Annotated in this window: 21 protein-coding genes and 1 tRNA gene; 12 read left to right on the top strand and 10 right to left on the bottom strand. The window is 64.9% G+C overall.

Annotated features, from left to right (window positions below):
- The gene (locus M1D93_RS09780) at positions 1-1305 is read right to left on the bottom strand and encodes a M20/M25/M40 family metallo-hydrolase (RefSeq protein WP_461174881.1); all 1305 of its coding nucleotides are present in this window, start codon (positions 1303-1305) and stop codon (positions 1-3) included.
- A gap of 169 nt (positions 1306-1474) precedes the next feature.
- Between M1D93_RS09780 and M1D93_RS09775 the strand changes: the two genes are divergently transcribed.
- Positions 1475-1557, top strand: a tRNA-Leu gene (locus M1D93_RS09775).
- A 2214-nt stretch (positions 1558-3771) separates the two neighbouring features.
- On the opposite strand, the gene M1D93_RS09770 is transcribed toward M1D93_RS09775, so the two are convergent.
- Positions 3772-4188, bottom strand: a complete 417-nt coding sequence (locus M1D93_RS09770; RefSeq protein ID WP_163163707.1) for a CBS domain-containing protein — start codon at positions 4186-4188, stop codon at positions 3772-3774.
- Between the two features lie 445 nt (positions 4189-4633).
- On the opposite strand from M1D93_RS09770, the gene M1D93_RS09765 reads away from it, so the two are divergent.
- A complete protein-coding gene (locus M1D93_RS09765) occupies positions 4634-5332 on the top strand; it encodes an SGNH/GDSL hydrolase family protein (protein WP_461174880.1) in 699 nt (232 codons plus the stop codon).
- Positions 5333-5353: 21 nt separating this feature from the next.
- Here the strand turns inward: M1D93_RS09765 and M1D93_RS09760 are convergent, their stop codons facing one another.
- The 3 genes from M1D93_RS09760 to M1D93_RS09750 all read right to left on the bottom strand — a co-directional run bounded on the left by M1D93_RS09760 (position 5354) and on the right by M1D93_RS09750 (position 7769).
- On the bottom strand, positions 5354-5581 hold the full coding sequence (locus M1D93_RS09760) for a hypothetical protein (protein ID WP_461174879.1): 228 nt from the start codon (positions 5579-5581) through the stop codon (positions 5354-5356).
- A gap of 77 nt (positions 5582-5658) precedes the next feature.
- Positions 5659-6630, bottom strand: coding sequence for a glycosyltransferase family 9 protein (locus tag M1D93_RS09755; protein ID WP_461174878.1), 972 nt, complete (start codon positions 6628-6630; stop codon positions 5659-5661).
- Positions 6627-7769 (bottom strand): glycosyltransferase family 9 protein, encoded by a 1143-nt coding sequence (locus M1D93_RS09750; protein WP_461174985.1) that lies wholly within the window; start codon positions 7767-7769, stop codon positions 6627-6629. The genes M1D93_RS09755 and M1D93_RS09750 overlap by 4 nt, the downstream gene beginning before the upstream one ends.
- Positions 7770-7977: 208 nt before the next feature.
- Between M1D93_RS09750 and M1D93_RS09745 the strand changes: the two genes are divergently transcribed.
- The gene (locus M1D93_RS09745) at positions 7978-8280 is read left to right on the top strand and encodes a DUF4193 domain-containing protein (protein WP_066275770.1); all 303 of its coding nucleotides are present in this window, start codon (positions 7978-7980) and stop codon (positions 8278-8280) included.
- Between the two features lie 85 nt (positions 8281-8365).
- On the opposite strand, the gene M1D93_RS09740 is transcribed toward M1D93_RS09745, so the two are convergent.
- Complete coding sequence (locus tag M1D93_RS09740; RefSeq protein ID WP_461174877.1) at positions 8366-8830, bottom strand: GatB/YqeY domain-containing protein; 465 nt, start codon at positions 8828-8830, stop codon at positions 8366-8368.
- A gap of 129 nt (positions 8831-8959) precedes the next feature.
- Here M1D93_RS09740 and M1D93_RS09735 point away from each other — a divergent pair, with 129 nt between their 5' ends.
- From M1D93_RS09735 to M1D93_RS09720, 4 genes are all read left to right on the top strand, one after another.
- Entirely contained in the window at positions 8960-9700 is a 741-nt protein-coding gene (locus tag M1D93_RS09735) for a M50 family metallopeptidase (protein WP_461174876.1), read from the top strand.
- 10 nt (positions 9701-9710) lie between these two features.
- The gene (locus tag M1D93_RS09730) at positions 9711-10802 is read left to right on the top strand and encodes a glutathione S-transferase family protein (RefSeq protein ID WP_461174875.1); all 1092 of its coding nucleotides are present in this window, start codon (positions 9711-9713) and stop codon (positions 10800-10802) included.
- Between the two features lie 30 nt (positions 10803-10832).
- Entirely contained in the window at positions 10833-11942 is a 1110-nt protein-coding gene (locus M1D93_RS09725) for a serine hydrolase domain-containing protein (RefSeq protein ID WP_461174874.1), read from the top strand.
- Between the two features lie 135 nt (positions 11943-12077).
- On the top strand, positions 12078-13172 hold the full coding sequence (locus M1D93_RS09720) for an FUSC family protein (protein ID WP_461174984.1): 1095 nt from the start codon (positions 12078-12080) through the stop codon (positions 13170-13172).
- On the opposite strand, the gene M1D93_RS09715 is transcribed toward M1D93_RS09720, so the two are convergent.
- Genes M1D93_RS09715 through M1D93_RS09705 form a run of 3 tightly spaced genes read right to left on the bottom strand, consistent with a single transcriptional unit; the run spans position 13155 to position 16777 of the window.
- Positions 13155-14066 (bottom strand): MaoC family dehydratase, encoded by a 912-nt coding sequence (locus M1D93_RS09715; protein WP_461174873.1) that lies wholly within the window; start codon positions 14064-14066, stop codon positions 13155-13157. The genes M1D93_RS09720 and M1D93_RS09715 overlap by 18 nt on opposite strands.
- Entirely contained in the window at positions 14063-15403 is a 1341-nt protein-coding gene (locus M1D93_RS09710; protein WP_461174872.1) for a 3-oxoacyl-ACP reductase, read from the bottom strand. The genes M1D93_RS09715 and M1D93_RS09710 overlap by 4 nt, the downstream gene beginning before the upstream one ends.
- Positions 15404-15412: 9 nt before the next feature.
- Positions 15413-16777 (bottom strand): acetyl-CoA C-acetyltransferase, encoded by a 1365-nt coding sequence (locus tag M1D93_RS09705; RefSeq protein WP_461174871.1) that lies wholly within the window; start codon positions 16775-16777, stop codon positions 15413-15415.
- Between M1D93_RS09705 and M1D93_RS09700 the strand changes: the two genes are divergently transcribed.
- Together M1D93_RS09700 and M1D93_RS09695 are read left to right on the top strand one after the other, a co-directional pair.
- Positions 16776-17537 carry a TetR/AcrR family transcriptional regulator gene (locus M1D93_RS09700; RefSeq protein WP_461174983.1) on the top strand — a complete coding sequence of 254 codons (762 nt, stop codon included), beginning with the start codon at positions 16776-16778 and terminating at the stop codon, positions 17535-17537. The genes M1D93_RS09705 and M1D93_RS09700 overlap by 2 nt on opposite strands.
- A gap of 62 nt (positions 17538-17599) precedes the next feature.
- Positions 17600-19726: an acyl-CoA dehydrogenase family protein gene (locus M1D93_RS09695; RefSeq protein ID WP_461174870.1), complete on the top strand. Its 2127-nt coding sequence runs from the start codon at positions 17600-17602 to the stop codon at positions 19724-19726.
- 71 nt (positions 19727-19797) lie between these two features.
- On the opposite strand, the gene glgA is transcribed toward M1D93_RS09695, so the two are convergent.
- Positions 19798-21012, bottom strand: coding sequence for a glycogen synthase (glgA, locus tag M1D93_RS09690; RefSeq protein ID WP_461174869.1), 1215 nt, complete (start codon positions 21010-21012; stop codon positions 19798-19800).
- 102 nt (positions 21013-21114) lie between these two features.
- Here glgA and glgC point away from each other — a divergent pair, with 102 nt between their 5' ends.
- The 3 genes from glgC to M1D93_RS09675 all read left to right on the top strand — a co-directional run bounded on the left by glgC (position 21115) and on the right by M1D93_RS09675 (position 24552).
- A complete protein-coding gene (gene glgC / locus M1D93_RS09685; protein WP_461174868.1) occupies positions 21115-22524 on the top strand; it encodes a glucose-1-phosphate adenylyltransferase in 1410 nt (469 codons plus the stop codon).
- A gap of 92 nt (positions 22525-22616) precedes the next feature.
- On the top strand, positions 22617-24068 hold the full coding sequence (locus tag M1D93_RS09680; RefSeq protein ID WP_461174867.1) for an SDR family NAD(P)-dependent oxidoreductase: 1452 nt from the start codon (positions 22617-22619) through the stop codon (positions 24066-24068).
- A gap of 16 nt (positions 24069-24084) precedes the next feature.
- The gene (locus tag M1D93_RS09675) at positions 24085-24552 is read left to right on the top strand and encodes a pyridoxamine 5'-phosphate oxidase family protein (RefSeq protein WP_461174866.1); all 468 of its coding nucleotides are present in this window, start codon (positions 24085-24087) and stop codon (positions 24550-24552) included.
- Positions 24553-24577 lie beyond the last annotated feature (25 nt).

Here is a 24577-nt window from a genome sequence, read left to right as displayed (position 1 = left end):
CTAATAGTTGGTGAGCAGGGTGTTGAGCACCCTGGCACCGAACTTGAGGGAGTCGGCGGGAACGCGCTCGTCCACACCGTGGAACATGCCGGTAAAGTCCAGCTCATCCGGCAGCATCAGGGGCGCGAAGCCGTAGCCGGTGATGCCGAGCCTGCTCAGGGACTTGTTGTCCGTGCCGCCCGACAAGGTGTACGGCAGCACCTTCGCGCCGGGGTCCTCGGAATGCAGGGCATCGATCATGGAATCCACCAGGTTGCCGGCGAAGGGCACCTCAAGGGACACGTCGCTGTGGACATAGCTCACGTCCACCCCCGTGCCGGCGAGCTCCCGGACGATTTCCAGAACGTGCTCCTCCTGACCGGGCAAGGTGCGGCAGTCGATAAGCGCCTCAGCGGATTCCGGGATGACGTTGTGCTTGTAGCCGCCCTTCACAAGCGTGGGATTGGTGGTGTTCTGCAGGGTCGCGCCCACAAACCGCGCCACCGTCCCCAGCTGGTCCAGGAGGAGGTCGGGATTGTCGGCGTCGAACTCAACTCCCGTGAGTTCCGTCACGCCGTCCAGGAACTGCCTGGTGGTGGGTGTCAGTTCGATGGGCCACTTGTATTCGCCGATGCGGGTCACTGCGGCAGCGAGGCGGGTGACCGCGTTGTCGGTGTTGATCTGGGAGCCGTGGCCAGCCCGTCCGTGGGCGACCAGGCGCAGCCAGGAGATGCCCTTTTCGGCGGTCTGGAGCAGGTAGGTGCGCTGCCCGCCGATGGTTGCCGAGAAACCGCCAACCTCCGAGATGGCTTCGGTGGCGCCATCGAAAAGTTCCGGGCGCTTGTCCACGGCGTAGCGGGCGCCGTACGCGCCGCCGGCTTCCTCGTCCGCGAAGAAGGCAAAGATGATGTCCCTCTTGGGCTTTTTGCCCGTGCGGGCAAAACCGCGCAGGACGGCGAGGATCATGGCGTCCATGTCTTTCATGTCGACGGCGCCGCGGCCCCAGATGAGCCCGTCCTTCAGTTCGGCTCCGAACGGGTCCACCGACCATTGGTCGCGGAGGGCCGGAACCACGTCCAGGTGGCCATGCACCACCAAAGCGCTGGCGGACGGATCCTCGCCGGCCATCCGGGTGACCACGTTGGCCCGCCCGGGTGCTGACTCGAAGATCTCCGCCTCCATGCCGACTTCCTCGATGAGCCCTGCCGCGTACTCTGCGGCGGCCCGCTCCCCCGGTCCGGAGCCGTCACCAAAGTTCGAAGTATCTATCCGGATGAGTTGCTGGCAGATACGGACAACTTCATCCTCGGGCAGGACGTCAGGCATTGAGAGCTCCTCACTGGGGAATGACGGGTTTGCAGCGCTGGATTGCTGCCCTCAGCCTACCCACTTGGCCCGATTCGATGTTTCGGGAAAAGTCGTGTTAGAGTTTTTCTCGCTGCTTCGGAGAAACCCGAAACGCTGAAAGGCGGAAACGGTTCCCGAAATACCACCTGCGCGGGTGGCGGAATGGCAGACGCGCTAGCTTGAGGTGCTAGTCCTCGAAAGGGGGTGGGGGTTCAAGTCCCCCTCCGCGCACAAACGGAAGCCCCGGAAAATCAATGATTTTCCGGGGCTTCTTTGTGTCTCCAACCACGCGAGAGGCGTTTTCAACCACGTCTTGATGCTGCCACGCCGGCCCGGGGGTTCGACGCCTAGTGAACCGCATGGCAAGTATCAAAAAATGTAAACGTCAGAATGGCTCAATGACGTATTACGTCAGGTGGATTGATCCGGAATCTAAGAACCGGATGGCACAAACCTGGGTGCGGCGTGGAGGTTGGCTGCGGCGCACCGAGGTGTGAAGAAGCATTAAAGGTTTAGCCGCGGCCCTCACCAATACTCGATGGGCTTGCGCACATAATCCTAAGCATGCTTATTATGGTTGCAGTCGGATGGGGATTTGACTGTGAGGGGTAATCGAGAAGGGTGCGCTCAGCGAACGGGGCGCACCTTTTTCGTGCCCTGTGGTACGGAGTTGCGTCCGAGAATCAACGTGGCGCGGTCCTAGACTTTCGGCATGCACCCCTTAGTGGCAATCGGCCTGGTGTTCCTCGCCGCGATCGCATGGACGGTCACAGTCCTGACCATGCTGATTGTTCTGGTTAAAGCCCGGCGCAGGCCGTCAGCCCAAGTCAGACGCGCAGTCCAGGGTGCGGAAGTCCCAAGCTCCGATGAAAGGGCGGCTGAAACATAGCTGACGTCGCCGGTGCCGCGCCCTACTGCAAGGCGGCGCGCAGCCGCTCCGAGAGGTCTTCAAGTCGGCTTCCAGTGCCAACTCCAGTGTGGCGCAGCCGGGTGCCAGCACCGGAAAGCCGTCGGGCATGGTCATTGATCCCGCTGCCGGCGGGGTGCCCGCCCTGCGACTCAATGGAAGCAGATCTGCCCCGTTGTCGAGGGCAGACAAGGCGTGTCCTGCGCCGCGGCTGGAGCGTTACCGGTGGACGGAAGATCATGAAGCGATAACGGCCGTGTCGTCATAATCACGGGTCCGTAACCCTTGGTCAGAGGGAGGAGCAGCCGCCTCGCCCCGCACCTACACTGAGCCATGAGCGCAACCGCATCGCTGATCCTGATTTTCTGTGCTGCCTCCGCCTGGATCAGCTTGACGGTATTCGTGCTCGTACGGTTGCGCCGCCGCCGCCGCGGGTCATCACTTGTAGCTTCGGCTCCACCCACGGCTGGTTCCGGCGCAAGCCTCTCCTACAGGCCCTGGCACGACGTTGGCGCGGTAACGGCCAAGATCCCGGCGCATCGACACAGGTTGAGACTCAGGAAGGTTCGCGGCTGAAGCCACCACTGGGGCTTTTAGAGCCCCGTCTGCCGACGCCCGCGCACCCTGATGGCCCTCGGCAACCCCGGCCAAAGCCAGCGGGAACGCAACGACGGCGGACAGGCGACGCAGCAGGCTGTAGGGGTTCTCCAGCGCAGCCCAGCCCACGAGAACTCCTGGCAGCCCTCGCAGACGGTGACCCAGACTGGGTTGCCCCGGACATGTGACCAGGCGCCGGCAGCGGAGGACATTGTGCAGCCGACGAAGTTGTAGCGGTTACCGTTCCGGACCTCTTCCTGCTCGGCCGGAGCCGGCAGCCAGATGTGCCAGTCGGCCCGACATTCCTCGTAGCCGATCATGACGATAGAGGCTGACCATCGGTGGCGAGCAGGACCAGATGGGCGAGGGAGCCGCTACCCCTTGCTCTTTCGCAGTAGTCTGCGGTGCCAGAGCCACAGGAAAAGCCACAGACCCAGGACCGGGATGTGGATTGCGGACGAGGTGGCCGAACTGATCAGGGCCTCTTCGGCATCAGGGCGTGGCGTGATCTCACCGCTCAGGTACATCGGCATTAGCGAGAACACGTGTTGCACGTACATGAAAGTGATAAACACCAGCAAGACCAGGCCGAGCTCAATAGGGATCTTGAGGACCAGGAGAATTTTCCTGCGTCGCCACAGGGCAGTTGCAGATTCAGAACTCGCACCTATTGCCATCATCTTCTCCGAAGCACGCCGTTAGTACAACGAAATTATAAATTCGCCTCATAATGGCACGGACACCTGTTCCATACCGAGTAACTGAATTCAGGCGACCAAAAGCCCGAGGGCCCGGGCTGGTGCGATACCGTGCCCAGGCCCTCGCGGCTTTGGATTTTTGATTACCTGTCCGACTTCGGGGAGGGAACCCGAATGACCGGAGGCTTTCCGGACTGCCTCCCCCATCGTGGGCAAGTGTCGTTTCGTGCGCTTGGGATGCACTCAGTAGAAGGAAATGAGCTCCACAAGTTCCCCGACTCTGTCCTCCGGATAGTTGCGGGCGATGTCTGCCTGGGTGAGGATGCCCACCAGATCGTGGCCGTCAATCACCGGCAGCCGGCGCACTTGATGCTCCTGCATGGTGCTGATCGCTTCTTCGATGGAATCGTCCGCACCGATGGTGACGGGCTTGCCCTGGCCAAAATCCCCTGCTTTTGCAGTCCGGGGATCGCCGCCTTCCGCGAAGCACTTGATGACGATGTCCCGGTCCGTGATCATGCCCTTGAGCCGGTTGTCCTCACCGCAGATCGGCAGTGCGCCGACGTTCAGGTCTTTCATCTTGCGCGCCGCTGCTTCCAGCGTTTCATTTTCGCCGATGCATTCAACGCCGCCGGTCATAATTTCACGTGCTGTGGTCATGGCATTCTCCTTAGGTTGCGCCCAAGCGGGCGTTAGAAGTTCCCCGGTCCCGGGGGTTCCTATGACTTCGTCGCCCTGCGCTAGGTTTTTTGCCGCCGGGTCCGATGAAGTCCCTGAATGTCCGCAGGTCTGCTCTGACCTGGGTGCCAGCGAGAATTTAGCTTGGTCCCGGATGTCCTATAGGTTTCCTCCTGTCCTGGCTGGTGACCCACGACGCGTCCCGGAAGCAGCGGGGTGGCCCGGAATGCTTCAGTCTAAATCTGTGCGCCTCGTGGTGACAGACCGCATTCAAACAGCAGGCACGGGCCGTCCACCGCGCTGACGACCAACCACTTACGTCTGCGAAGGGCTCTCCATCGCGGTGGCGCGGCCTTGCTGTCCCCCCGGCGTTTCCGGCCCGGCTGGCAGGTAGCGGTTGCGCCTGCAAGGGTGGAACATGTCCCACATGGACTTTGAAACGGGTAAGGACCAGGAAACGGGCCATGTGGTCCTGCTGGGCGACTCCATTTTCGACAACGCTGCCTATGTGGACGGCGGGCCGGACGTCATCAGCCAGCTGCGGCAGGAACTGCCGGGCTGGACATGTTCGCTGCTGGCCATCGACGGGGACGTCATCACCGGCGTCGCCCGCCAGCTCCGCGGCCTCCCCCGGGACGCCACCCACCTGGTGGTCAGCGTTGGCGGAAACGATGCACTCGGCTACGCGCCTTTGTTGCAGGAGCGTCCCGGCTCGGTTGCCGAGGCCCTGCTCCTGCTTGACGCCGGAAGGGACAGGTTCGACGCCGACTATCGGGCCATGCTGCCGGCTGTCCTGGCGCAGGGCCTGCCCGCGGCGGTATGCACCATCTATGACACTCCCCCATCGGAACCGAACCAACGGATTATCAAGGCAGCACTGTCCCTCTTCAATGATTCGATTACGCGGGCAGCCTTTTCCACCGGTACACCGGTGATCGACCTGCGGCTGATCTGCGATGAAGACGCGGACTATGCCAACCCCATTGAACCTTCATCGCAGGGCGGCCGGAAGATTGCGCGCGCAATTGCCACCCTGGTCCGGGCCGGTGGCCCCACCGCCCACTCGGTGGTTATCGCGGGTGCGGCGCGCTCCGAATCTGCTGCCCCACCCAGTCGGGTGGGGTAGCACGTGATGCCATACCGCACCTCAGTGCGGCCGCAGGCGGCTGCGCCCTTGCCTGTCGCGGCCCATCAGCCGCGAGCCGGCTACAACCGGGCGGTACTGGACGCGGCGTTGCCGCTCCCGGTCGGCCCTGCGCTCCTGGCGCCGGGCCTTCCTCTCCAGCCGGTCAATCCCGGACAGGATGGCGAAAGTGCCGACAACCCACAGGAACGCCACCGCCAACACCAAGGCAATTTCGATCTCAGTGCCCATGGCACCATTTTAGAACTTCCCGGCGTCGTGCAGGAGTCCTCAACCGGCCTCCGGCTGACATGGTCAGTCAGGCTGCCCTAGAACACCCCCAGCCCCCGCACTGCAGCCAGGACATCCTGCACGGTGACTGCCAGCAGCGCCGGATCCGGCTGGGCCGCGAACGTGTCCCCCCGCCGCAGTTCAGCTCGGGTCAGGACAACGTGCGGACCCGGGGGCGGACCCCAAATCTCGGGCGGAGCGGGCCCGAACAGGACCACGGAGGGCGTTCCGTAGGCGGAAGCCAGGTGCGCAGCCCCCGTATCGGCGGAGACCACCAGGCGCGCCGCTGCAATGGTCGCGGCGAACTCGGCCAGGCCAAGCCGTCCCGCCAACACTGCATCCTCCTCAAGCCCCGACCGGAGGCACACGTCCAGGGCCCGGTCCTTTTCGCCGCTGCCACCGGTGAAGACAACGTTGTGCCCGGCAGAGGCAAGGGCGGAGGCAACAGCCGCGAACCGCTCGGCCGGCCAGAGACGGCTGCCGTAGGCGGCCCCCACATGTAGGACGGTGGCACCTGGTACGGGGCTGGGCACATGCGGAGTATTCAGGTGGATGTCCAGGGGGTCGGCCTCGATGCCGTGCCACTCCAGGAGGCTGACCCAGCGTTCCCGCTCATGCAGCTCAGCCCGCCACGGCGGCCCGTCCCGGTACTGGCTCCTGTGGCCGATGGTGTGCCGGGCCTGCAACGCCTCAATCCTGCCCTGGCTTTCCGGTCCGCTGCCATGCAGGTTCACTGCCACGTCCACAACGCCTGGTTCCATGGCCAGCGGCTCGTCCAAGCCGTGCGTGGGCAGAAGTTCGTAACCGCCCACGAGCCCCAGCGCCTCTGAAAGCCAGCCTTGCGCCGCGTACCGCAGCCGGTGATCCGGGAACTCACGCCGGAGCGCTTTCAGGGCCGGCACGGCCACCAGCAGGTCACCCAGCTTTAATGCTCGAAGGACCAAAAGCTCGGGTTTGCCGTCGTGCGGCTCGTTGGCTTCCTGCACCGGCGCACTCTCCGTGGCGCTCATGCCTGCTGCCTGGACAATTCAGTGGCCGCAAGACTGCGGACATCCTCGTGGACATCCCGTGCCGCAATGCCGGCCACCACCGAATCGTCATGGGAGCAGCGCGGGGCCGTCCAGCCCACCTGGGTCACATCTATGCCGCAGGTGGGGCAGGCGGTCACCCAGGAAGCGTGGATCCGGTGAAGGCTCCGGCCCAGTGCGCCGGCATTGATAACGTTGCCGGCCCAGAAGATACCGACAGTCGGAACCCCCAGAGCCTGCGCCAGGTGGCGCGGGCCGCTGTCATTTCCGACGACCACGGCCGCAGCCGCCAGCAGTGCCACCAGACCTGCCATGTCCAGTTCGCCGGCCACTGAACGTACCTGGCTGGAACCAGCCAACTCGACGATCCGCCCGGCGAGTCCCTTCTCACTCTCATCCCCCACGACCACCGCCTGGAAGCCGTCCCCGGCGCAGGCCACGGCAAGCTCAGCGAACCGCTCAGCCGGCCAACGACGACGGGGGTCAGTAGCGCCCGGATGCATCACGACCAAAGGCCGGCCGTCGCCGTCGGCCGCTTGGGGAGAAGGGCGCAGGCCCTCCGCCGGCGCCAACCGCGCCTCCAGGTCAACAGGGAACGCACCCGCAAACCCGGCCACTTCGAGAGCCCTCAGCGGTTCATGCTGGTAATAGAGGTACGGCACCGTCCGCTCCAGGCTTGCTGCGTCGGGCGTGCGCGTCCCCACCGTATGCCGGGCGCCCAGCCGGAGCAGGAAGGGATTGGAATACCGCCCGCCGCCGTGAACCTGGACCGCCAGATCAAAACGGCGAACCCGCATCTCCTCGAAAAACCGTTCCAGCTCATCCTCGTCCTCGACCCCGGGCCGGACACCTTCCGAGAATGGCAGGACCTGAACCTCGTCCACCGGGCTTTGCGTAGCAGCGATCAACGCCTTGTGCGCCGGGGTTCCAAGGAGCGTTATGGAAGCCTGCGGGTAGGCCGCTTTCAACGCGGCGATGGCGGGGATGGCGAAAATGAGGTCGCCGAGGCCGCCGCCCCGCAGGACGACTATCCTTGATACTGAGTCGAACTTTTCCAGAACTGGACCGACGCCCGTGCCGGTCCGCCCGGCGCCCCCGAACTCTGCAGTGAGCTGCTCCACATATACCCCTTCAGATAGTGCGGAGACCGCAGCGTTCACCGCGACCTCCTTGCCCGTGCAGCCACACTAGATTGATGAACCGTGAGGCCGCTTCCTATAAACCTCTACCCAAACGGCGGTGAATATACTCCGGCTATTGGGGAATACCCGGATGATGCTGTACGTTTCATACGCGACAGACGAACCAAAGAAAAGAGAAGCACCTAAAGTGGCAACCGATTACGACGAACTGCGTTCCGACGTCAAGGAATCGCAGGACAACTCTCTCGAGCAGCTCCAGTCAGCCAATGCTCCCGACGCGCGCAGCGTTGTCTTGGAGCTGGACGAAGCTGACGGCCTCGACGGCGCGGGCGTACCCGGCGGCGAGTTTGTCGCTGAGGAGCTCGTGGTGCAGGTTATCCCGCAGGCCGAGGACGAATTCACCTGCTACTCCTGTTTCCTGGTCCGCCACCGCTCGCAGATTGCGCGCCAGAAGGATGGCCACAGCTACTGCACGGAGTGCGAAGGCTAAATCAGGAACTCAGGCGGGGCGGTGCAAGCCGCCCCCCCAACTGAGCAAAGGCACGCCCACCACTTGGTGGACGTGCCTTTCCGCTCTAAGCCAGCTTTTGGCGCACCAGCTGGCTGACTTCCTTGCCATCGAAGCGCCCCGCAACCTTGGCCGTCACGGGCTTCATCACTTCACCCATCTGCCGCGGCGTCAGCTCGCGCCCCTCGGCACGGAGCCCGGCAATGACCTCATCCACCATCGACTCCACCTCCTGCAGCGACAAGGGCTTCGGCAGGTAGGACTCGATCACCTCCGCTTCAGCAATTTCCGCTGCCGCCCGGTCCGGCTGTCCGGCTTCCGCGTAGATGCCGGCCGTATCCCGGCGTTTCGCGGCTTCCTTTTGCAGCAGGGACGTCACCTGAGCGTCATCGAGCTGCACGGGTGTCTTACCCGATTTCTCACGGGTCTCAATCTCGCCCAGGACGTTCCGGACGGTGGTCAGCGCAGTCTTGTTGCGCTCCTTCATATGGATGACAACGTCGGCCTGCAGCCGTTCCTTCAAAGATGACACGCTTCCTCTGTTCCTGTGTTTTTCTTTCATTTAGCGGGGCGCCACCCGGCGCCGCGGCAGCATCCATCCATCCCTAGTACCGTAGGGGCTTATGCCTCAAAATGACCACTCATCCGCGGGAAGCATTCGGTGAACCTTCCCCGGGACCCCTGGAACAGCTTCGTCAGCGCCTTCAGCCGCACGGATGTTCCCGTCATTACGTTCATGGAGCTGCTGCTGGCGGTGTGCATAGTGACTGCCCTGTCCATCCCCCGCCGGTCCTGGAAGTACGTGGGCCTGCTTGCGACTGCCACCCACGAGCTGGGACATGCCTTCGCGGCCGTCACGAGCGGCCAGCGGCTGTCAGGGATACACCTGCGGCTGGACCATTCAGGAACCACCACCACGTACAGCCGGAGCAAACTTGCCACCGTCTGGTCCTGCTTCTGGGGATATCCCGTTCCTGCCGTCGTCGGCGCCGCGTTCATCTGGTCCGGCTTCAACGGGTGGGGTCCTGCCGCCCTTGCGGCCGGCACGTTGGCCCTTGCAGCCGCACTGCTGTTCCTCCGTAACCCCGCAGGGTTCCTCATCACCATCACCGCAATAGCCATCAATCTAGGCCTTATTGTCCTGGTGCCGGCCGGTTTCGTGGGCCACGTGGCCGTCATCCTGGGCCTGGTACTGCTGGTGGGCGCTGTACGTGACCTCATCAAGCTCACCCACGTGCACCTGCGGCGGAGGGACCGGCTTGCCAGTTCGGACGCGTACCTGCTGTTCCGCGCCACGGCGATTCCTTCAGTTGTCTGGATTCTCCTGTTCACGGTCCTCGTGGGCGGGTCCTGGCTGGTCGCCTGGCAGCCGATCTCTGCAGTCCTGCCAGCGGGCGTTTAGGGTTGGTTTTATGAGCCAGGAAACGAAAAGCGCAAAGCAGGCGGAAAGCGCCGGTACGGCAGAGCACAGCACCCGCGGCGCCTACGTAACGGGTGGCGCGGAGTTCAACCGCGACACGAACTACATCGAGGACAGGATTACCTCAGACGGCAGGCCGGGCCTGAACGGGGAGCCCGGTTGGCCGGTGGAGGCCGGACGATACCGCCTCATCGCCGCCAGGGCGTGCCCATGGGCCAACCGAACTGTTATTGTCCGCCGGCTCCTGGGGTTGGAGGATGCCATTTCCCTCGGACAGCCCGGCCCCACGCATGACGCGCGGTCCTGGACTTTCGACCTGGATCCCGACGGCGTTGACCCGGTCCTGCGCATTGAGCGCCTCCAGGAGGCCTACTTCAAGCGGTTCCCGGGCTACCCGCGGGGCATTATCGTACCTGCGATGGTGGACGTGGCAACCGGTGCCGTGGTCACCAACAACTTTCCGCAGATCACGCTCGACTTCTCGACGGAATGGACGAAGTTCCACCGGTCCGGCGCACCCCAGCTGTACCCCGAGCATCTTCGGGAGGAGATCGACGAGGTGAACAAGCGGGTATTCACCGAGGTCAACAATGGGGTCTACCGCTGCGGCTTTGCGGGTTCGCAGGAGGCGTACGACGCCGCGTACGCCCGGCTTTGGACGGCCATGGACTGGCTGGAGGAGAGGCTCTCCCGGCAGCGGTACCTGGTAGGCGACACCATCACGGAAGCCGATGTGAGGCTGTTCACCACCTTGGCGCGGTTCGACGCCGTCTACCACGGCCACTTTAAATGCAACCGCCAGAAACTGAGTGAGATGCCGGCACTCTGGGGCTACGCACGCGACCTGTTCCAGACCCCCGGGTTCGGCGACACCACCGACTTCGTGCAGATCAAGCAGCACTATTACATCGTGCACGAGGACATCAACCCCACCGGCATCGTCCCTGCCGGCCCCGCGCTGGATGGCTGGCTTGACGCCCACGGGCGCGAGGCCTTGGGCGGACGCCCTTTCGGGGACGGAACCCCGCCTGGGCCGGTAAAGGCCGGCGAAGAAGTTGCACCGGGACACGGACCGCACTCCTGAAGGAAAGCGCTTTCTGGCTAAACTGGCCGGATGCAGACCACTCAATGCCTTGTAGCGCCGGGCTACGAAAATGTACTGGAGCTCTTCGAATCATTCCTGGCTGAAGACCCGCACTACAGCGCACAGCTCGCCGCCTACCATCACGGGAAGCAGGTGGTGGGACTCACTGGCGGGCCTGACATGGGCGAAGACACGGTAACCGGCGCGTACTCCTGCTCAAAAGGAGTGGCAGCCATGGTGGTCGCACTCCTGGTCCAGGACAGACTGATTAACCTCGATGCCAGGGTTGCCCACTACTGGCCGGAATTCGCGGCCCATGGCAAGGACCAGCTGCTGGTGCGTGAGGCGCTGTCCCACCAGGCCGGAATCATGGGGGTTGAGGGCGGTTACGCCCTGGACGAGTTCACCACCCCTGGCGCTGCCGCCCGCCTGGCCGCGGCCCGGCCGTCGTGGCAGCCCGGGCGGCAATTCGGCTATCACGCCCTGACCATCGGGATCCTCATGGAGGAGCTGTGCCGCCGCACTGCAGGAGAATCGCTGCAGGGCATCTATGACCGCCGGATCCGGACGGCACTGGACATCGACTTCTTCCTGGGCCTGCCGGGGGAGTTGGAGCCCCGCTATCGCGATGTCCTGTACACCACGGATCCGCACCAGCCCTGGGTCGATCCGCTCAGCCTGGACGGGCTGAACAGCAACGCACCCGTCAGCACCATTATGGAGCTCCCCAACATCCGCACTGTCCGCGGTGCAGGAATGTCGGCGGCCGGCGGCGTGGGATCCGCTGAGGGACTTGCCCGGCTGTATGCCGCAGCCACCACCGGGGTCGGTGGCTCGGAAGCTTTTCTGACCCCTGCAACGGTGGAGCTGATGTCCCAGGAACAGGTGTGGGGCCTGGACCGATCCTCAGGCCTGGATAACGCTTTTGCCGTGGTGTTTATGAAGCCGCATCCTTCCCGGAACTTCGGCAGTCACCGTGCCTTCGGCCATGAAGGCGCCAACGCTGCCCTCGGCTTCGCGGACCCGGCATATGGACTGGGGTTCGGCTACATTCCACGGCGGGCAGAGGACGGCCGCACGGCCGGGAAGGCGCACCAATTGGCGGCCGCAGTGCGGCGTTCAGCGGCAGCTTTGTCCTGACAGTGCTTCTGCCACCGGCCTGACCAGCAGCTTTGTCCCCTGGTGCCTGCGCCCCGTAGGGTGGATCGGATGGGCAATTCTCAAGCACGTCCGGCAGTCCGGTGGGCCAAGGGGACCCAGTATCTGAAGCAGGCAGTGGAAGGGCTGGCCGCGGCGTTCGCTGCACAGCGCCTGCAGCTGGCGGCCAAGGCGGCCCTGGCCGCAGGCCTGGCTTTCCTGATCGCCCCGCTCATGCCCGGGGCGGCAGCAAATTATCCTTACTACGCGCCGCTGGGAGCACTGGTGGCGATGTACCACAACGTGGCCGGCTCGGTCCGGCAAGGCTTCCAGGCCCTCACCGGACTCACCGTAGGAATAGGCCTCGCGGTCATCCTGGTGAATGTCGCCGATCCCTCACCCCTGACGGTCGCGATCTTTATGGGCGTTGGGGTCCTGCTGGGAGGGTTGCCGGGAATCGGCTCGGGCAGTGATTGGATTCCGACGGCGGCCCTGCTGGTGCTCCTCGTGGGCGGCAACAATGCGGACGACTTTTCCTTCGGCTACCTGGTGCAGATGGGCGCCGGCGTTGGCGTTGGCATCGCGGTGAACTTTTTGGTCTTCCCCCCGCTGCACCTTAAAGCCGCTGCGGCCAGCCTCGACGACCTCCGTCTTGCCCTGGGCAGGCAGCTGACGGACATGGGTGCTGCCCTGAAGGAAGAGTGGCCGCCTGAACACGAGGATTGGTCCCGCCGCTCGGAAGAGCTGGCATCAGCCGCCAGTTCCGTACGGCACCTCGTCAAGGAAGCCGACGCGAGCCGGCGCGCCAACCCCCGCCGCAAATTCCACCCCCGGGACATGGACCGTGACTACCGGAACCTTCGCCAACTGGAGAGGGTAACCTTCCACATCCAGGACATGACGGACGTCCTCTCCGACGTCATCTGGGACAGCGATGTACCGTACACCGTTCCGCTGCAGGACAACGGTCCGCTTGCCGGCGCCATCACTGCCACAGGCGAATTGCTGTGCTCCTTCAGTGATGAAGACCTGCAACAGCAAGAGGATCTCCATCAGTCAGCGAAGACGGCGGTGGAAGCCTGCATGGCCGCCACCGCCGACAGGAAGGTGGACGAGGGCGCGGTTCCGGCTTCCGAATCCATCCTCCTGAGCCTCCACCGGATCCTGCGCGCCGTCCGCCCGGATGACGCGCAGGCATTGCCGCAGCACGAACCTCTAAAGGGCGGCGACTGAGCCGCTGAAGTGACGGCGGCCGGAGCGGGGATTCCAGGCCACGAAGTCGGAACGCTCCCAGGCTCCTGCCGCCTCCTGCACCGTACTGATGTCCAGGGCGACCCGGCAGGGAAGGAAAACCGGCGCCTCGAACTCGACTTCCCAGGTGAAGGAATCCCCGCGGACGGCGCCGACGTCGGCCAGGGCTCTGGCCGCAAGATACATGCCGTGGGCGATGGAGCGGCGCATTCCCAGCGCTTTGGCGGACAGCACGCTGAGGTGGATGGGATTGAAGTCCCCGGACACTGCCGCGTAGGCCCTGCCGGTGTCGACTCCGAGCTGCCAGAGGCCAGTGGGATCAGGAGCCGTGAACTCCGGCCGCGCCGGGGCGGCCGTGGGTTTGTCGATTCCAGGCAGGAAGACGCCCTTGGCAAGGTACGTGGAGACCCCGCGCCAGGAAATCTCCTCTGTTCCGGCCCTCCTGACCTCGACCACCAGGTCCACCTGTGTGCCTGACCGGTGACCACGAAGGTTTTCCACGTGCGCGGTGATGACCAGGGCGTCGGTGAAGAGCAGCGGCAACCTGTGTTCCACGCAATTGCGCAAGTGGATCATGCCGAGCAACGGCAAGGGAAAGTCGTCCCGGTTCATAACGCTCATTGCGAGCGGAAACGCCAGAGCGTGGATGAATCCTGCAGGCAGAACGTCACTGGCAGTTTCGCCAATGAGGTGCTGGTACGCCGTAAGGTTGCCGACATCCACCGTGACGCCGCGGACTTCGTGGCTCTCGGCCGGAAGGGCTGAGCCGTCATGCGCCCCAAGCAGCCGGCGCCGGGCTGCCTGGGCCGCCGCATTCACGTACAGCTTGGAAAGCGACGGCATTTCGCCCAGGATGAGCGGCTGGACAGGCGTCATGCCCCCACCAGGTTCTGGCCGCACACCCGGAGCACCTCGCCGTTGATACCGCCTGCCGCGTCGCTCGCCAGGAAGGCGATGGTTTCTGCGACGTCGGTTGGCTGGCCACCCTGCTGCAGGGAGTTCAGGCGCCGGCCCATCTCCCGCAGGGCAAAGGGAATCCGGGCCGTCATCTCGGTTTCAATGAACCCCGGCGCGACGGCGTTGATGCTTCCGCCATGCCTTGCGAGAAGCGGAGCTGTGGCCCGGACCATCCCCATGACTCCGCCCTTCGACGCCGCATAGTTTGTCTGCCCGCGGTTGCCGGCGATGCCGCTGGTGGAGGCGACGGAGACGATCCGGGGCGACGTGCGGAAGTGTTCTGAGGCGAGGAGGGCCTTATTGATCCGGAGCTGGGCAGCGATGTTGATGTTGATCACCGAGTTCCAGCGCGCCTCATCCATGTTTGCCAGGAGTTTGTCCCTGGTGATGCCGGCGTTGTGGATCATGATGTCCAGGCGCCCCAGCCGCTGGACGGCGTGCTGGAGGATCCGTTGCCCGGCGTCCTCCCTGCTGATGTCCAGCTGGAGGGCAGTCCCCCGTACCTCATTTGCCACCGCAGCGAGCTGGTCGCCCGCCGCGGGGATGTCCACCAGCACCAAAGTGGCGCCATCCCGGTGCAGTGTCCGGGCTATGGCCGCACCAATGCCGCGGGCCGCTCCGGTGACGACGGCGATCCTCCCGGCCAGGGGCTTCTCAGAGTCCCCTGGAAGTTCTCCCGCCGTCGTGGACACCGTGATGAACTGGCCGTCCACAAAAGCGGAGCGGCCGGAGAGGAAGAACCGGACCGCCGCCAGCGCGCTTGCGTCCGTCGTGGTGACGTCCGGCGCCAGGAGAACACCGTTGCCGGTGGCACCGGCACGCAGTTCCTTGGCCAGGGAGCGCAGGAACCCGTCCACCCCCTGGCGCGCGGCTGCGGCCGCCGGGGAAGTCGCGTCCGGGGCGGGCCGGGACACGGTGATCACACGGCCGCCCGCAGCCAGGTCCCGGAGGGAGGCTGCAGCGGAGAGGATGGGTTTCCCGAGGTCTTCAGGCTGCGCCACTTCGTCCAGCACCAGGATGATGGCACCCAGCTTCTCCCGCGGAACGGCGTGCCGCCTGACGTCCAGATCCCACGACAGCAGTTCGGCGGCCAGGCTGTCGGCACCGGCGGTGCCGCCCTGGACCAGGATGGGCCCGGTAATCAAGGGCTGGCCGGGCTTGTACCGGCGCAGCACTGCCGGCTGGGGCAGCCCGAGCTTTTTGGCTACGTTTTTGCCCAGGCCCTGGTTAACCAGTTGGGCGTACTTGTCTGTCATCCGTTCCCCCTACAGCGATTCAAGAATTGCGGCGACGCCGAGTCCGCCGGCTGCGCAGACCGAGACGAGGCCCCGCGCGGGACGGCCCTCAGTGCCGGCTTTTTCGTGGAGCGCCTTGGCGAGCGAAGCTACAATCCGGCCACCGGTTGCGGCGAACGGATGGCCCGCGGCAAGCGAGGACCCGTTGACATTCAACTTCGACCGGTCGATTTTGCCAAAAGCACCCGGCAATCCCAGCCGGGTCCGCCCGAATTCCTCGTCCTCCCACGCAGCCAGGATGCTGAGGACAGTGGCTGCGAAGGCTTCGTGGATCTCGATGAAGTCAAAGTCGTCCAAGGTGAGCCCGTGCCGGGAGAGCAGCCTGGGCACAGCGAAGACGGGCGCCATCAGCAGGCCGTCTTTTCCGTGCACAAAATCCACTGCGGCGGCTTCGGCGTCCACCACAGCGGTCAACTTGGGCAGGTCGCGGGCGTCGGCCCACTCCTCGGAGGACAGCAGCACGGTGGAGGCGCCATCCGTCAGCGGGGTGGAGTTGCCGGCCGTCATGGTGGCGTCAGCACCGAGGTTCCTGCCGAAGACCGGCTTCAGGGTTGCAAGCTTTTCCTGGGAAGTGTCCGGCCGCAGGTTGCCGTCCCGCGTCAGCCCACGGTAGGGAGTGAGAAGGTCATCGAAAAAGCCGGCGTCGTAGGCGGCAGCGAGGTTCCGGTGGCTGTTCAGGGCCACTTCGTCCTGCGCCTCCCGCGAAATCTTCCATTGGGCCGTGGTCAGTGACTGATGCTCCCCCATGGACAGCCCGGTCCTCGGCTCGGCCGTTCCCGGAGCCAGCGGGGCCAGGTCCTTCGGCCGCAGGCGGCTGAGGATCTGCAGCCGCTGCGGAAGGGTCTTGGCCCGGTTGAGGTCGAGGATCACCTCACGGAGTCCTTCGCTGACCACCACGGGCGCATCAGAGGCAGAGTCGACGCCACCGGCGATCGCCGAGTCGATCTGGCCCAGCTTGATCTTGTTGGACAGTCCCACGACAGTTTCCAGGCCCGTGGCGCATGCCTGCTGGAGGTCGTAAGCGGGCGTTTCAGGAGACAGGGCAGAACCGAGGACGGCTTCACGGGTGAGATTGAAGTCCCGTGAGTGCTTGAGCACCGCACCGGCGCCCACTTCCCCGATCCGTTCATCCTGAAGCCCAAACCGTGCGATCAGTCCGTCCAAGGCTGCAGTCAGCATGTCCTGGTTCGAGGACTTGGCATAGGCCCCGCCGGACCGCGCAAACGGAATTCGGTTGCCTCCCACGATAACTGCCTTGCGGTGTGCCGGGACGGAGGCTGCGGCGGAAGTTCCGGCGGCGTCAGGTCCGGTGGTGGGCTGTCCGTCAATGGACATGGGTATCTCCTCGGGTCACGTTCGATTACCGATACCCAGCGTACCTGATACGCTGGGTATCGTGAACATCCAGGAATCAGGGCCCGGGCCCTCCGCTGCCGCCGTGCCCGGAGATGGGCGGTCGTCCCGCTGGCAGAGCCACCGGGAGGAGCGGCGCAGGGCGCTGATCAAGTCAGCCCGCCGGGCGGTCCACGCGCTGGGCAGCGAGGCGTCCATGGAGGACATAGCTGCCGCCGCGGGCACGTCCAAGTCTGTCTTCTACCGCTATTTCGGGGACAAGGCCGGGCTGCAGCAGGCAGTGGGAGAAGTTGTCCTCAGCCAGATGCAGCGCCGGATCCAGGAGGCTGCGCAGAGCGCCGTCACCCCGCGCGAAGGTTTGCTCGCAATGGTCACCGCCTACCTTCAGATGGCCAGCACCAGCCCCAACGTCTACACCTTTGTCACACAGCATTCCGCCGCCGAACCGGACAATACCCAGGACCCCGCAGCCGGATCCGCTGCCTTGGGACATTTTTTTGATGCCGTCGCCGAGATGATCGCCACCCCCATGCGTTCGCACCTGGGGGACGGCAAGGAAGCCGTCATCGGATACTGGCCCAAAGCGGCGATCGGGCTGGTCAGGAATGCCGGTGAACAGTGGCTTAGTACGCCGGACTCCCCCACAAAACCAGGGCAGGAGGCGATGGCACGGCAGATCACCGCCTGGCTGTGCGTCGGCATCGCTCCTGAATTGCCCAAGTTGTCCGCCCCTGACTCCTGATACCTCCCTTGCTTGCCGCAGCACCACCACCCCATCTGTCAGCACCAACGAAGGACATTGACATGACTGAACTAGTGGACCGTCCCGCTGGAAACAGGCAGCGCCCCGCCACAGCGGCCGCCGCCGGCTTCGGCTCCGGCTCCGACGGAGCCTTCGCACAGCCCGCCGTCGACGTCGACGCGCTGGGCGGGCAACTCCTTGGCAAGTGGGCCGCGGTCCGGCTCCAGGCCCGGAGCCTCGCAGCGTCATCGGAACTGCACAAGATCGAAGGCCTGACGCACATTGAACACCGCGCCAGGGTGTTCGGCCAGCTTAAATACCTCGTGCAGAACGAGGCCGTGCACCGGGCCTTCCCCGAGTCCTTGGGCGGCTCAGATGACCACGGCGGCAACATCGCCGGTTTCGAAGAACTGGTGGTGGCGGACCCTTCGCTGCAGATCAAGGCCGGCGTCCAGTGGGGGCTTTTTGGTTCCGCGGTGATGCACCTCGGCACCGCTGAACACCACGCCAAGTGGCTTCCGGGCATCATGAACCTGGAGATCCCCGGTTGCTTCGCCATGACGGAGACGGGGCACGGCTCGGATGTGGCCAGCATCGCCACCACCGCCACGTATGACCCTTCCACTGACGAATTCGTTTTGCACACCCCCTTCCGGGCTGCCTGGAAGGATTACATCGGAAACGCGGCCACTGACGGCCTGGCCGCGGTGGTCTTCGCCCAGCTGGTTACCCGGGGCGTCAACCACGGGGTCCACGCGTTCTACGTGGATCTCCGGGACCCTGCCACGATAGAGTTCCTGCCGGGCATCGGCGGTGAGGACGACGGCGTCAAGGGTGGTCTCAACGGCATCGACAACGGCAGGCTGCACTTCACCGATGTCCGGATCCCGCGGACCAACCTGCTGAACCGCTACGGGGACGTGGATGCCGACGGCCGGTACAGCTCCCCCATCGCCAGCCCGGGCCGCCGTTTCTTCACCATGCTGGGCACCCTGGTGCAGGGCCGCGTATCCCTCGACGGCGCTGCCGTGGCCGCATCCAAACTGGCCTTGAAGGCCGCCATTCAGTACGCCACGGAGCGGCGCCAGTTCAACGCCTCTTCGCACACGGAAGAGGAAGTGCTCCTCGATTACCAGCGCCACCAAAAGCGCCTGTTCACGAGGCTGGCCACCACGTACGCGGCCAGTTTTGCCCACGAGCAGCTGCTGGCGAAGTTCGACGACGTGTTCTCCGGCGCCCATGACACGGATGAAGACCGCCAGGACCTCGAAACCCTCGCTGCTGCACTGAAGCCGCTGAGCACCTGGCACGCTCTGGACACCCTGCAGGAATGCCGCGAAGCCTGCGGCGGCGCGGGGTTCCTGATCGAGAACCGCTTCTCGTCGCTGCGGGCCGACCTGGACGTCTACGCCACCTTTGAGGGCGACAACACCGTCCTGCTGCAGCTCGTCGCCAAACGGCTGCTCGCCGACTACGCCAAGGAATTCCGGAGCGTCGACTTCGGGGTGCTGGCCCGTTACGTGGTGGGCCAGGCTACCGGCGCGGCCATCCACCGCACCGGCCTGCGCCAGGTGGCACAGTTCGTCGCCGACACCGGCTCCGTGCAGAAGGCGGCCATCGCCCTGCGCGACGAGGAGGGCCAGCGCGCGCTCCTCACCGACCGCGTCCAGACCATGGTGGCTGAAGCTGCGACAGCGCTCAAGGGCACGGGCAGGTTGTCCCAGGAGAAGGGCGCGGCCCTGTTCAACCGGCACCAGAATGAACTCATTGACGCAGCCCAGGCACACGCCGAGCTGCTCCAGTGGGAGGCTTTCACGGACGCGCTCCGCGATGTCACGGACCCCGGCACCAAAACGGTGCTGACCTGGCTGCGCGACCTGTTCGGCCTTTCCCTGATCGAAAAAAACCTGTCCTGGTACCTCATGAACGGCCGCCTTTCCATGCAGCGGGGCCGCACAGTGGGCGAGTACATCAACAGGCTGCTGGTCAAGCTCCGCCCGCATGCCGTGGACCTCGTGGACGCCTTCGGTTACGGCGAGCAGCACGTGCGGGCAACGATTGCCACCGGTGCCGAGAAGAAGCGGCAGGACGAGGCCCGCGCCTACTTTCGAAGCCAGCGCGCCAGCGGTCAGGCGCCTGTTGACGAAAAGGTGCTGATCGCCCGCAGCGCTGCAGGCAAGCGCAATTGATCGTCCCCTGACGCCAGGAACGACGACGGCGCCGCTCCCCTTGCGCGGGGAGCGGCGCCGTCGTTATTTCCCTAGGAAGTCTGGCCCTGCGCCGGGAGCACCGAGCGGTACACCTCGAGCGTGGTTTCGGTGATGGATTCCCAGGAGAAGTGCTGTTCGGCACGGAGCCGGCCGGCCTGTCCCATGGCGCGGGCCCGCTCGGGGTCCGAGACAACCTCGGTGAGGGCGGCGGCGAACTCGGTGACGAATTTTTCCGGGTCCAGGGGTGTCCCGGTACCGTCCGTCACCTGCTCCAGGTCCACCAGGAGGCCGGTCCGGCCGTGCTCCACCACTTCAGGGATACCACCGGTGGCGCTCGCCACCACTGCTGCGCCGCAGGCCATGGCTTCGAGGTTCACGATGCCGAGGGGTTCGTAGATGGAGGGGCAGGCAAAGGCCGTGGCGTGGCTGAGGACCTGGATGAGCTCGTTGCGGGGCAGCATGCGCTCGATCAGGACAACGCCGGTGCGCTCCCTCTGCAGGTCCTCGATCAGGCGGGCAGTCTCCGCGGCCAGTTCGGGAGTGTCAGCGGCGCCCAGGCAGAGGACCAGCTGGACGTCGGCAGGAAGCTTCGCGGCGGCCCGCAGGAGATAGGGAACCCCCTTCTGGCGCGTGTTTCTCCCCACAAAAACGACGCTCGGCTTGTCCGGATCAATGCCCAGGGCGCGGACCGCTTCGATGTCCTCGTCGCGGTTCCACAGCTCAACGTCGATGCCGTTGTGGACCACCCGCACCTTGGCCGGGTCCACGTCAGGGTAGCTGCGCAGGATGTCCTGCCGCATGCCTTCCGAGACAGCGATGATGGCCGCTGCGGCCTCGTAGGCGGTCTTCTCCACCCAGGAGGACAGGGCGTAGCCTCCGCCGAGCTGCTCCGCCTTCCACGGGCGGAGCGGTTCCAGGCTGTGGGCGCTGAGAACATGCGGAATCCCGTGCAGCAGGGACGCAAGATGTCCCGCCATGTTGGCGTACCAGGTATGCGAATGGACCAGGTCCGCGCCCTCGACGTCGGGAACGATCCGCAGGTCCACGCCCAGCGTCTGCACCGCGGCGTTGGCCGAGCCGAGATCCTCCGGCACCGAGTAGGAAGTCACCGCCGCGCCATGGTAGTCGGCATCGCGGGGAGCCCCAAATGCACGAACCTGCAGGTCAACATGCTTACTAAGCACCCTGCTCAATTCGGCCACGTGGACACCTGCGCCACCATAGATCTCCGGCGGAAACTCTTTAGTCACAATGTCTATTCGCACAAGTCCCAAGGTAGTCCTTCACGCATAACTGTTCTAGTGTGAAGGAGTCCGGGCATGCCGGACTGTCTTGGGGAGTTACGAAGGCGTACAGGAGCGACCATTATGCCGTTGAACAAAAGAGTCCTGGCCATTGTCCTCGCAGGCGGCGAGGGAAACAGACTGATGCCACTGACGGCAGACCGCGCGAAACCCGCGGTACCCTTTGCGGGAAGCTACCGCCTGATCGACTTCGCCTTGTCCAACCTGGTGAACTCCAGCTACCTGCAGATCGTTGTCCTCACCCAATACAAATCGCACAGCCTGGACCGGCATATCTCCGAGACCTGGCGGATGTCCACGCAGCTGGGCAACTACGTTGCCTCCGTCCCGGCGCAGCAGCGCGTGGGCAAGAGCTGGTTCCTCGGCAGCGCCAACGCCATCTACCAGTCGCTGAACCTCATCCAGGACGCCAACCCCGACATCGTGGTGGTGGTCGGCGCGGACCATGTCTACCGCATGGACTTCGCCCAGATGGTGGCGCAGCACGTCAACAGCGGGGCCAAAGCGACGGTCGCCGCAGTGCGGCAGCCCCTGCACATGGCTGACCAGTTCGGCGTCATCGAAGTGGACCAGAACGATCCCCAGAAGATTGCCGCCTTCGTGGAGAAGCCGGCCAGCACGCCCGGCCTGGCGGCAGATCCCTCACAGTTCCTGGCCTCCATGGGCAACTACGTCTTCGACGCAGACGCTCTCGTCGCGGCGCTGCACGTCGACGCCGAGCGTCTCGACACCAAGCACGACATGGGCGGGGACATCATCCCCTACTTCGTGAATCAGGGCGAGGCCGGCGTTTACGACTTCACCCTCAACGACATCCCCGGTTCCACCGAGCGGGACCGCACGTACTGGCGTGACGTCGGCACCATCGACTCCTTCTATGACGCGCACATGGACCTCATCTCCCCGCTGCCGGTCTTCAACCTGTACAACTCCGAGTGGCCCATCTACACGCGGCAGAGCATTTCCCCGCCGGCCAAATTCGTCCGCGGCCAGAACAACACGGTTGGCACTGCCCTGGACTCGATCGTTTCCAGCGGCGTGGTGATCTCTGGCGGTGTTGTGGAGGGTTCGGTCCTCTCCAACGATGTCTATGTGGCAACGAGCAGCCGGGTCATCGATTCGGTGCTGATGGACAAGGTGCAGATCGGCGAGGGCGCCGTTATCAACCGGGCGATCCTCGACAAGAACGTCAAGGTGCCGGCCGGCGCGGCGATCGGACTGGATCCGGAACTGGACCGCGCCCGCGGCTTCAAGGTCACCGACTCCGGCATTACTGTGCTGTCCAAGGGCCAGGAGGTGCCGGAGCCCGGCGAAGAAGAGCGCAAGCTGGCGGCCGCCAACCTGCATCTTGTGCCGAACGCCGTCAAGGCTGCAGCCGCCCAGTACCCGGACGTCCGTGAGTCCGTTGACAAGGTTGCCAGGACGCACGCTGCAGCAGCAGCGGAAATGGCGCCCGGCGCGCGTATTTCCTGATCGCTGCCGGGAGCGCTCCTGCCGCGCGCTCCGCGCTGCCGGCCCTGTTGAGGGGGGGCCGGCAGGAGATCCCAGGCTGTAAAATCGGTACAATGAGCTCCCCCGATCTGACGCCTGAGGAAATCCAGGCCTGCCTCAAGGTCCTCAACGCGATCCACGCCTATGACGAGGAACATCCGGACTACGTTTCGGTGCGCCGGGCCACCGGCAAGATGTTCAAGGCCGTCAAGAGGCACCGCCGCGTCACCAAGCGGGACCTGATCTCCGAGGCGGACCGGGCAGTGATCGCCCAGACGGCCACCGCAGCCCCGGACCGGATCGACGACGAAACCCGCGGGAACAAGCTGGCTCCTTCCGCCACCGGCAAGGTGGCTGGCCACCTCATCCGGTCCCGCCCGTGCTACATCTGCAAACAGCACTACACCCAGGTTGACGCCTTCTACCACCAGCTCTGCCCGGAATGCGCCGCCTTCAACCACGGCAAGCGCGACGCGCGCACGGACCTCACGGGCCGCCGCGCCCTGCTCACCGGGGGTCGGGCCAAGATCGGCATGTACATCGCGCTCCGGCTGCTCCGCGACGGCGCCCATACCACCATCACCACACGGTTTCCCAAGGACGCCGCCCGCCGCTTTGCGGCCATGGAGGACAGCGGCGAGTGGCTGCACCGGCTCCGTATCGTGGGCATCGACCTGCGGGACCCGGCCCAGGTCATGGCCTTAACGGACTCGCTGAATGAGGCCGGCCCGCTGGACATCATCATCAACAACGCAGCCCAGACCGTGCGCCGGTCCGGCAACGCCTACAAGCCGCTTGTGGACGCTGAGGACGAACCGCTGCCGGCAGCCCTCGAGCAGGCCAACGGCGGGCCCGAACTGGTGACCTTCGGCCACGCCCACGACAAGCACCCCCTGGCCCTGGCCAGCAGCGTCACCGAGCATCCTGTCCTTGCCGGCGACGCCATCACCTCCCTGGCCCTCTCCACCGGTTCCGCGTCCCTGGAACGCATTGCTTCGGGAACGGCAATCGACGCCGGCGGGCTGGTCCCTGACCTCGCGACGATCAACAGCTGGACGCAGGTTGTGGACGAGGTGGACCCGCTGGAGATGCTCGAGGTCCAGCTTTGCAATGTGACGGCCCCGTTCCTTTTGGTCAGCCGGCTGCGCTCCGCCATGAAACAGTCCACTGCGCGGCGGAAGTACATCGTGAACGTCTCCGCCATGGAGGGCCAGTTCTCCCGCGCCTACAAGGGCCCCGGCCACCCGCACACCAACATGGCCAAAGCTGCGCTGAACATGATGACCCGGACCAGCGCCCAGGAGATGCTGGACAGTGACGGCATCCTGATGACTGCCGTCGACACCGGCTGGATCACCGACGAGCGCCCCCACTTCACCAAGGTACGGCTGATGGAGGAAGGCTTCCACGCGCCCCTGGACCTGGTGGACGGGGCTGCACGGGTCTACGATCCGATCGTGATGGGCGAGAGCGGCGAGGACCAGTACGGCGTGTTCCTCAAGGACTACAAGCCAAGCCCCTGGTAGGCGTATGCTCGGCGGCATGAGCCACGAGACCTCCCCCGACGTACAGAACCTGGAACACCACGAGTGCTGGGCCTTGCTGCGGACGGTGTCCGTCGGCCGGCTTGCTGTCCTGGCCGGCGGTCGTCCGGACATCTTCCCCATCAACTACACCGTTGACGGCGGAACACTTGTGTTCCGTACCGGCGAAGGCACAAAGCTGGCCGGTGCGTCGAAGAGCGCAGCGGTGGCACTGGAGGCGGACGGCGTGGATCCGGACAGCGGGCTGGCCTGGAGCGTCGTGGTCAAAGGCACTGCCGACGTCGTCACCGGAACAGACCAAGTCCTGGCTACTGCCGAGCTCTACCTTTTCCCCTGGCAGGCGGGCAAAAAGGACGCGTTCGTCCGGATCGCACCGGACAGCATCACGGGCCGGCGGTTCAAGGTAACCGAACCACTCACCTGGTGGACCCAGCTCAGCGGCGCCGCCAAGGCATCACCCGAGTAAAACACCAGGGGCGCCCGCAGATGCG

The sequence above is a fragment of the Arthrobacter sp. Z1-9 genome (assembly GCF_054792695.1).
Note: the sequence above shows the minus strand (reverse complement) of the source record. Positions and strands in the feature narration are given on the sequence as shown.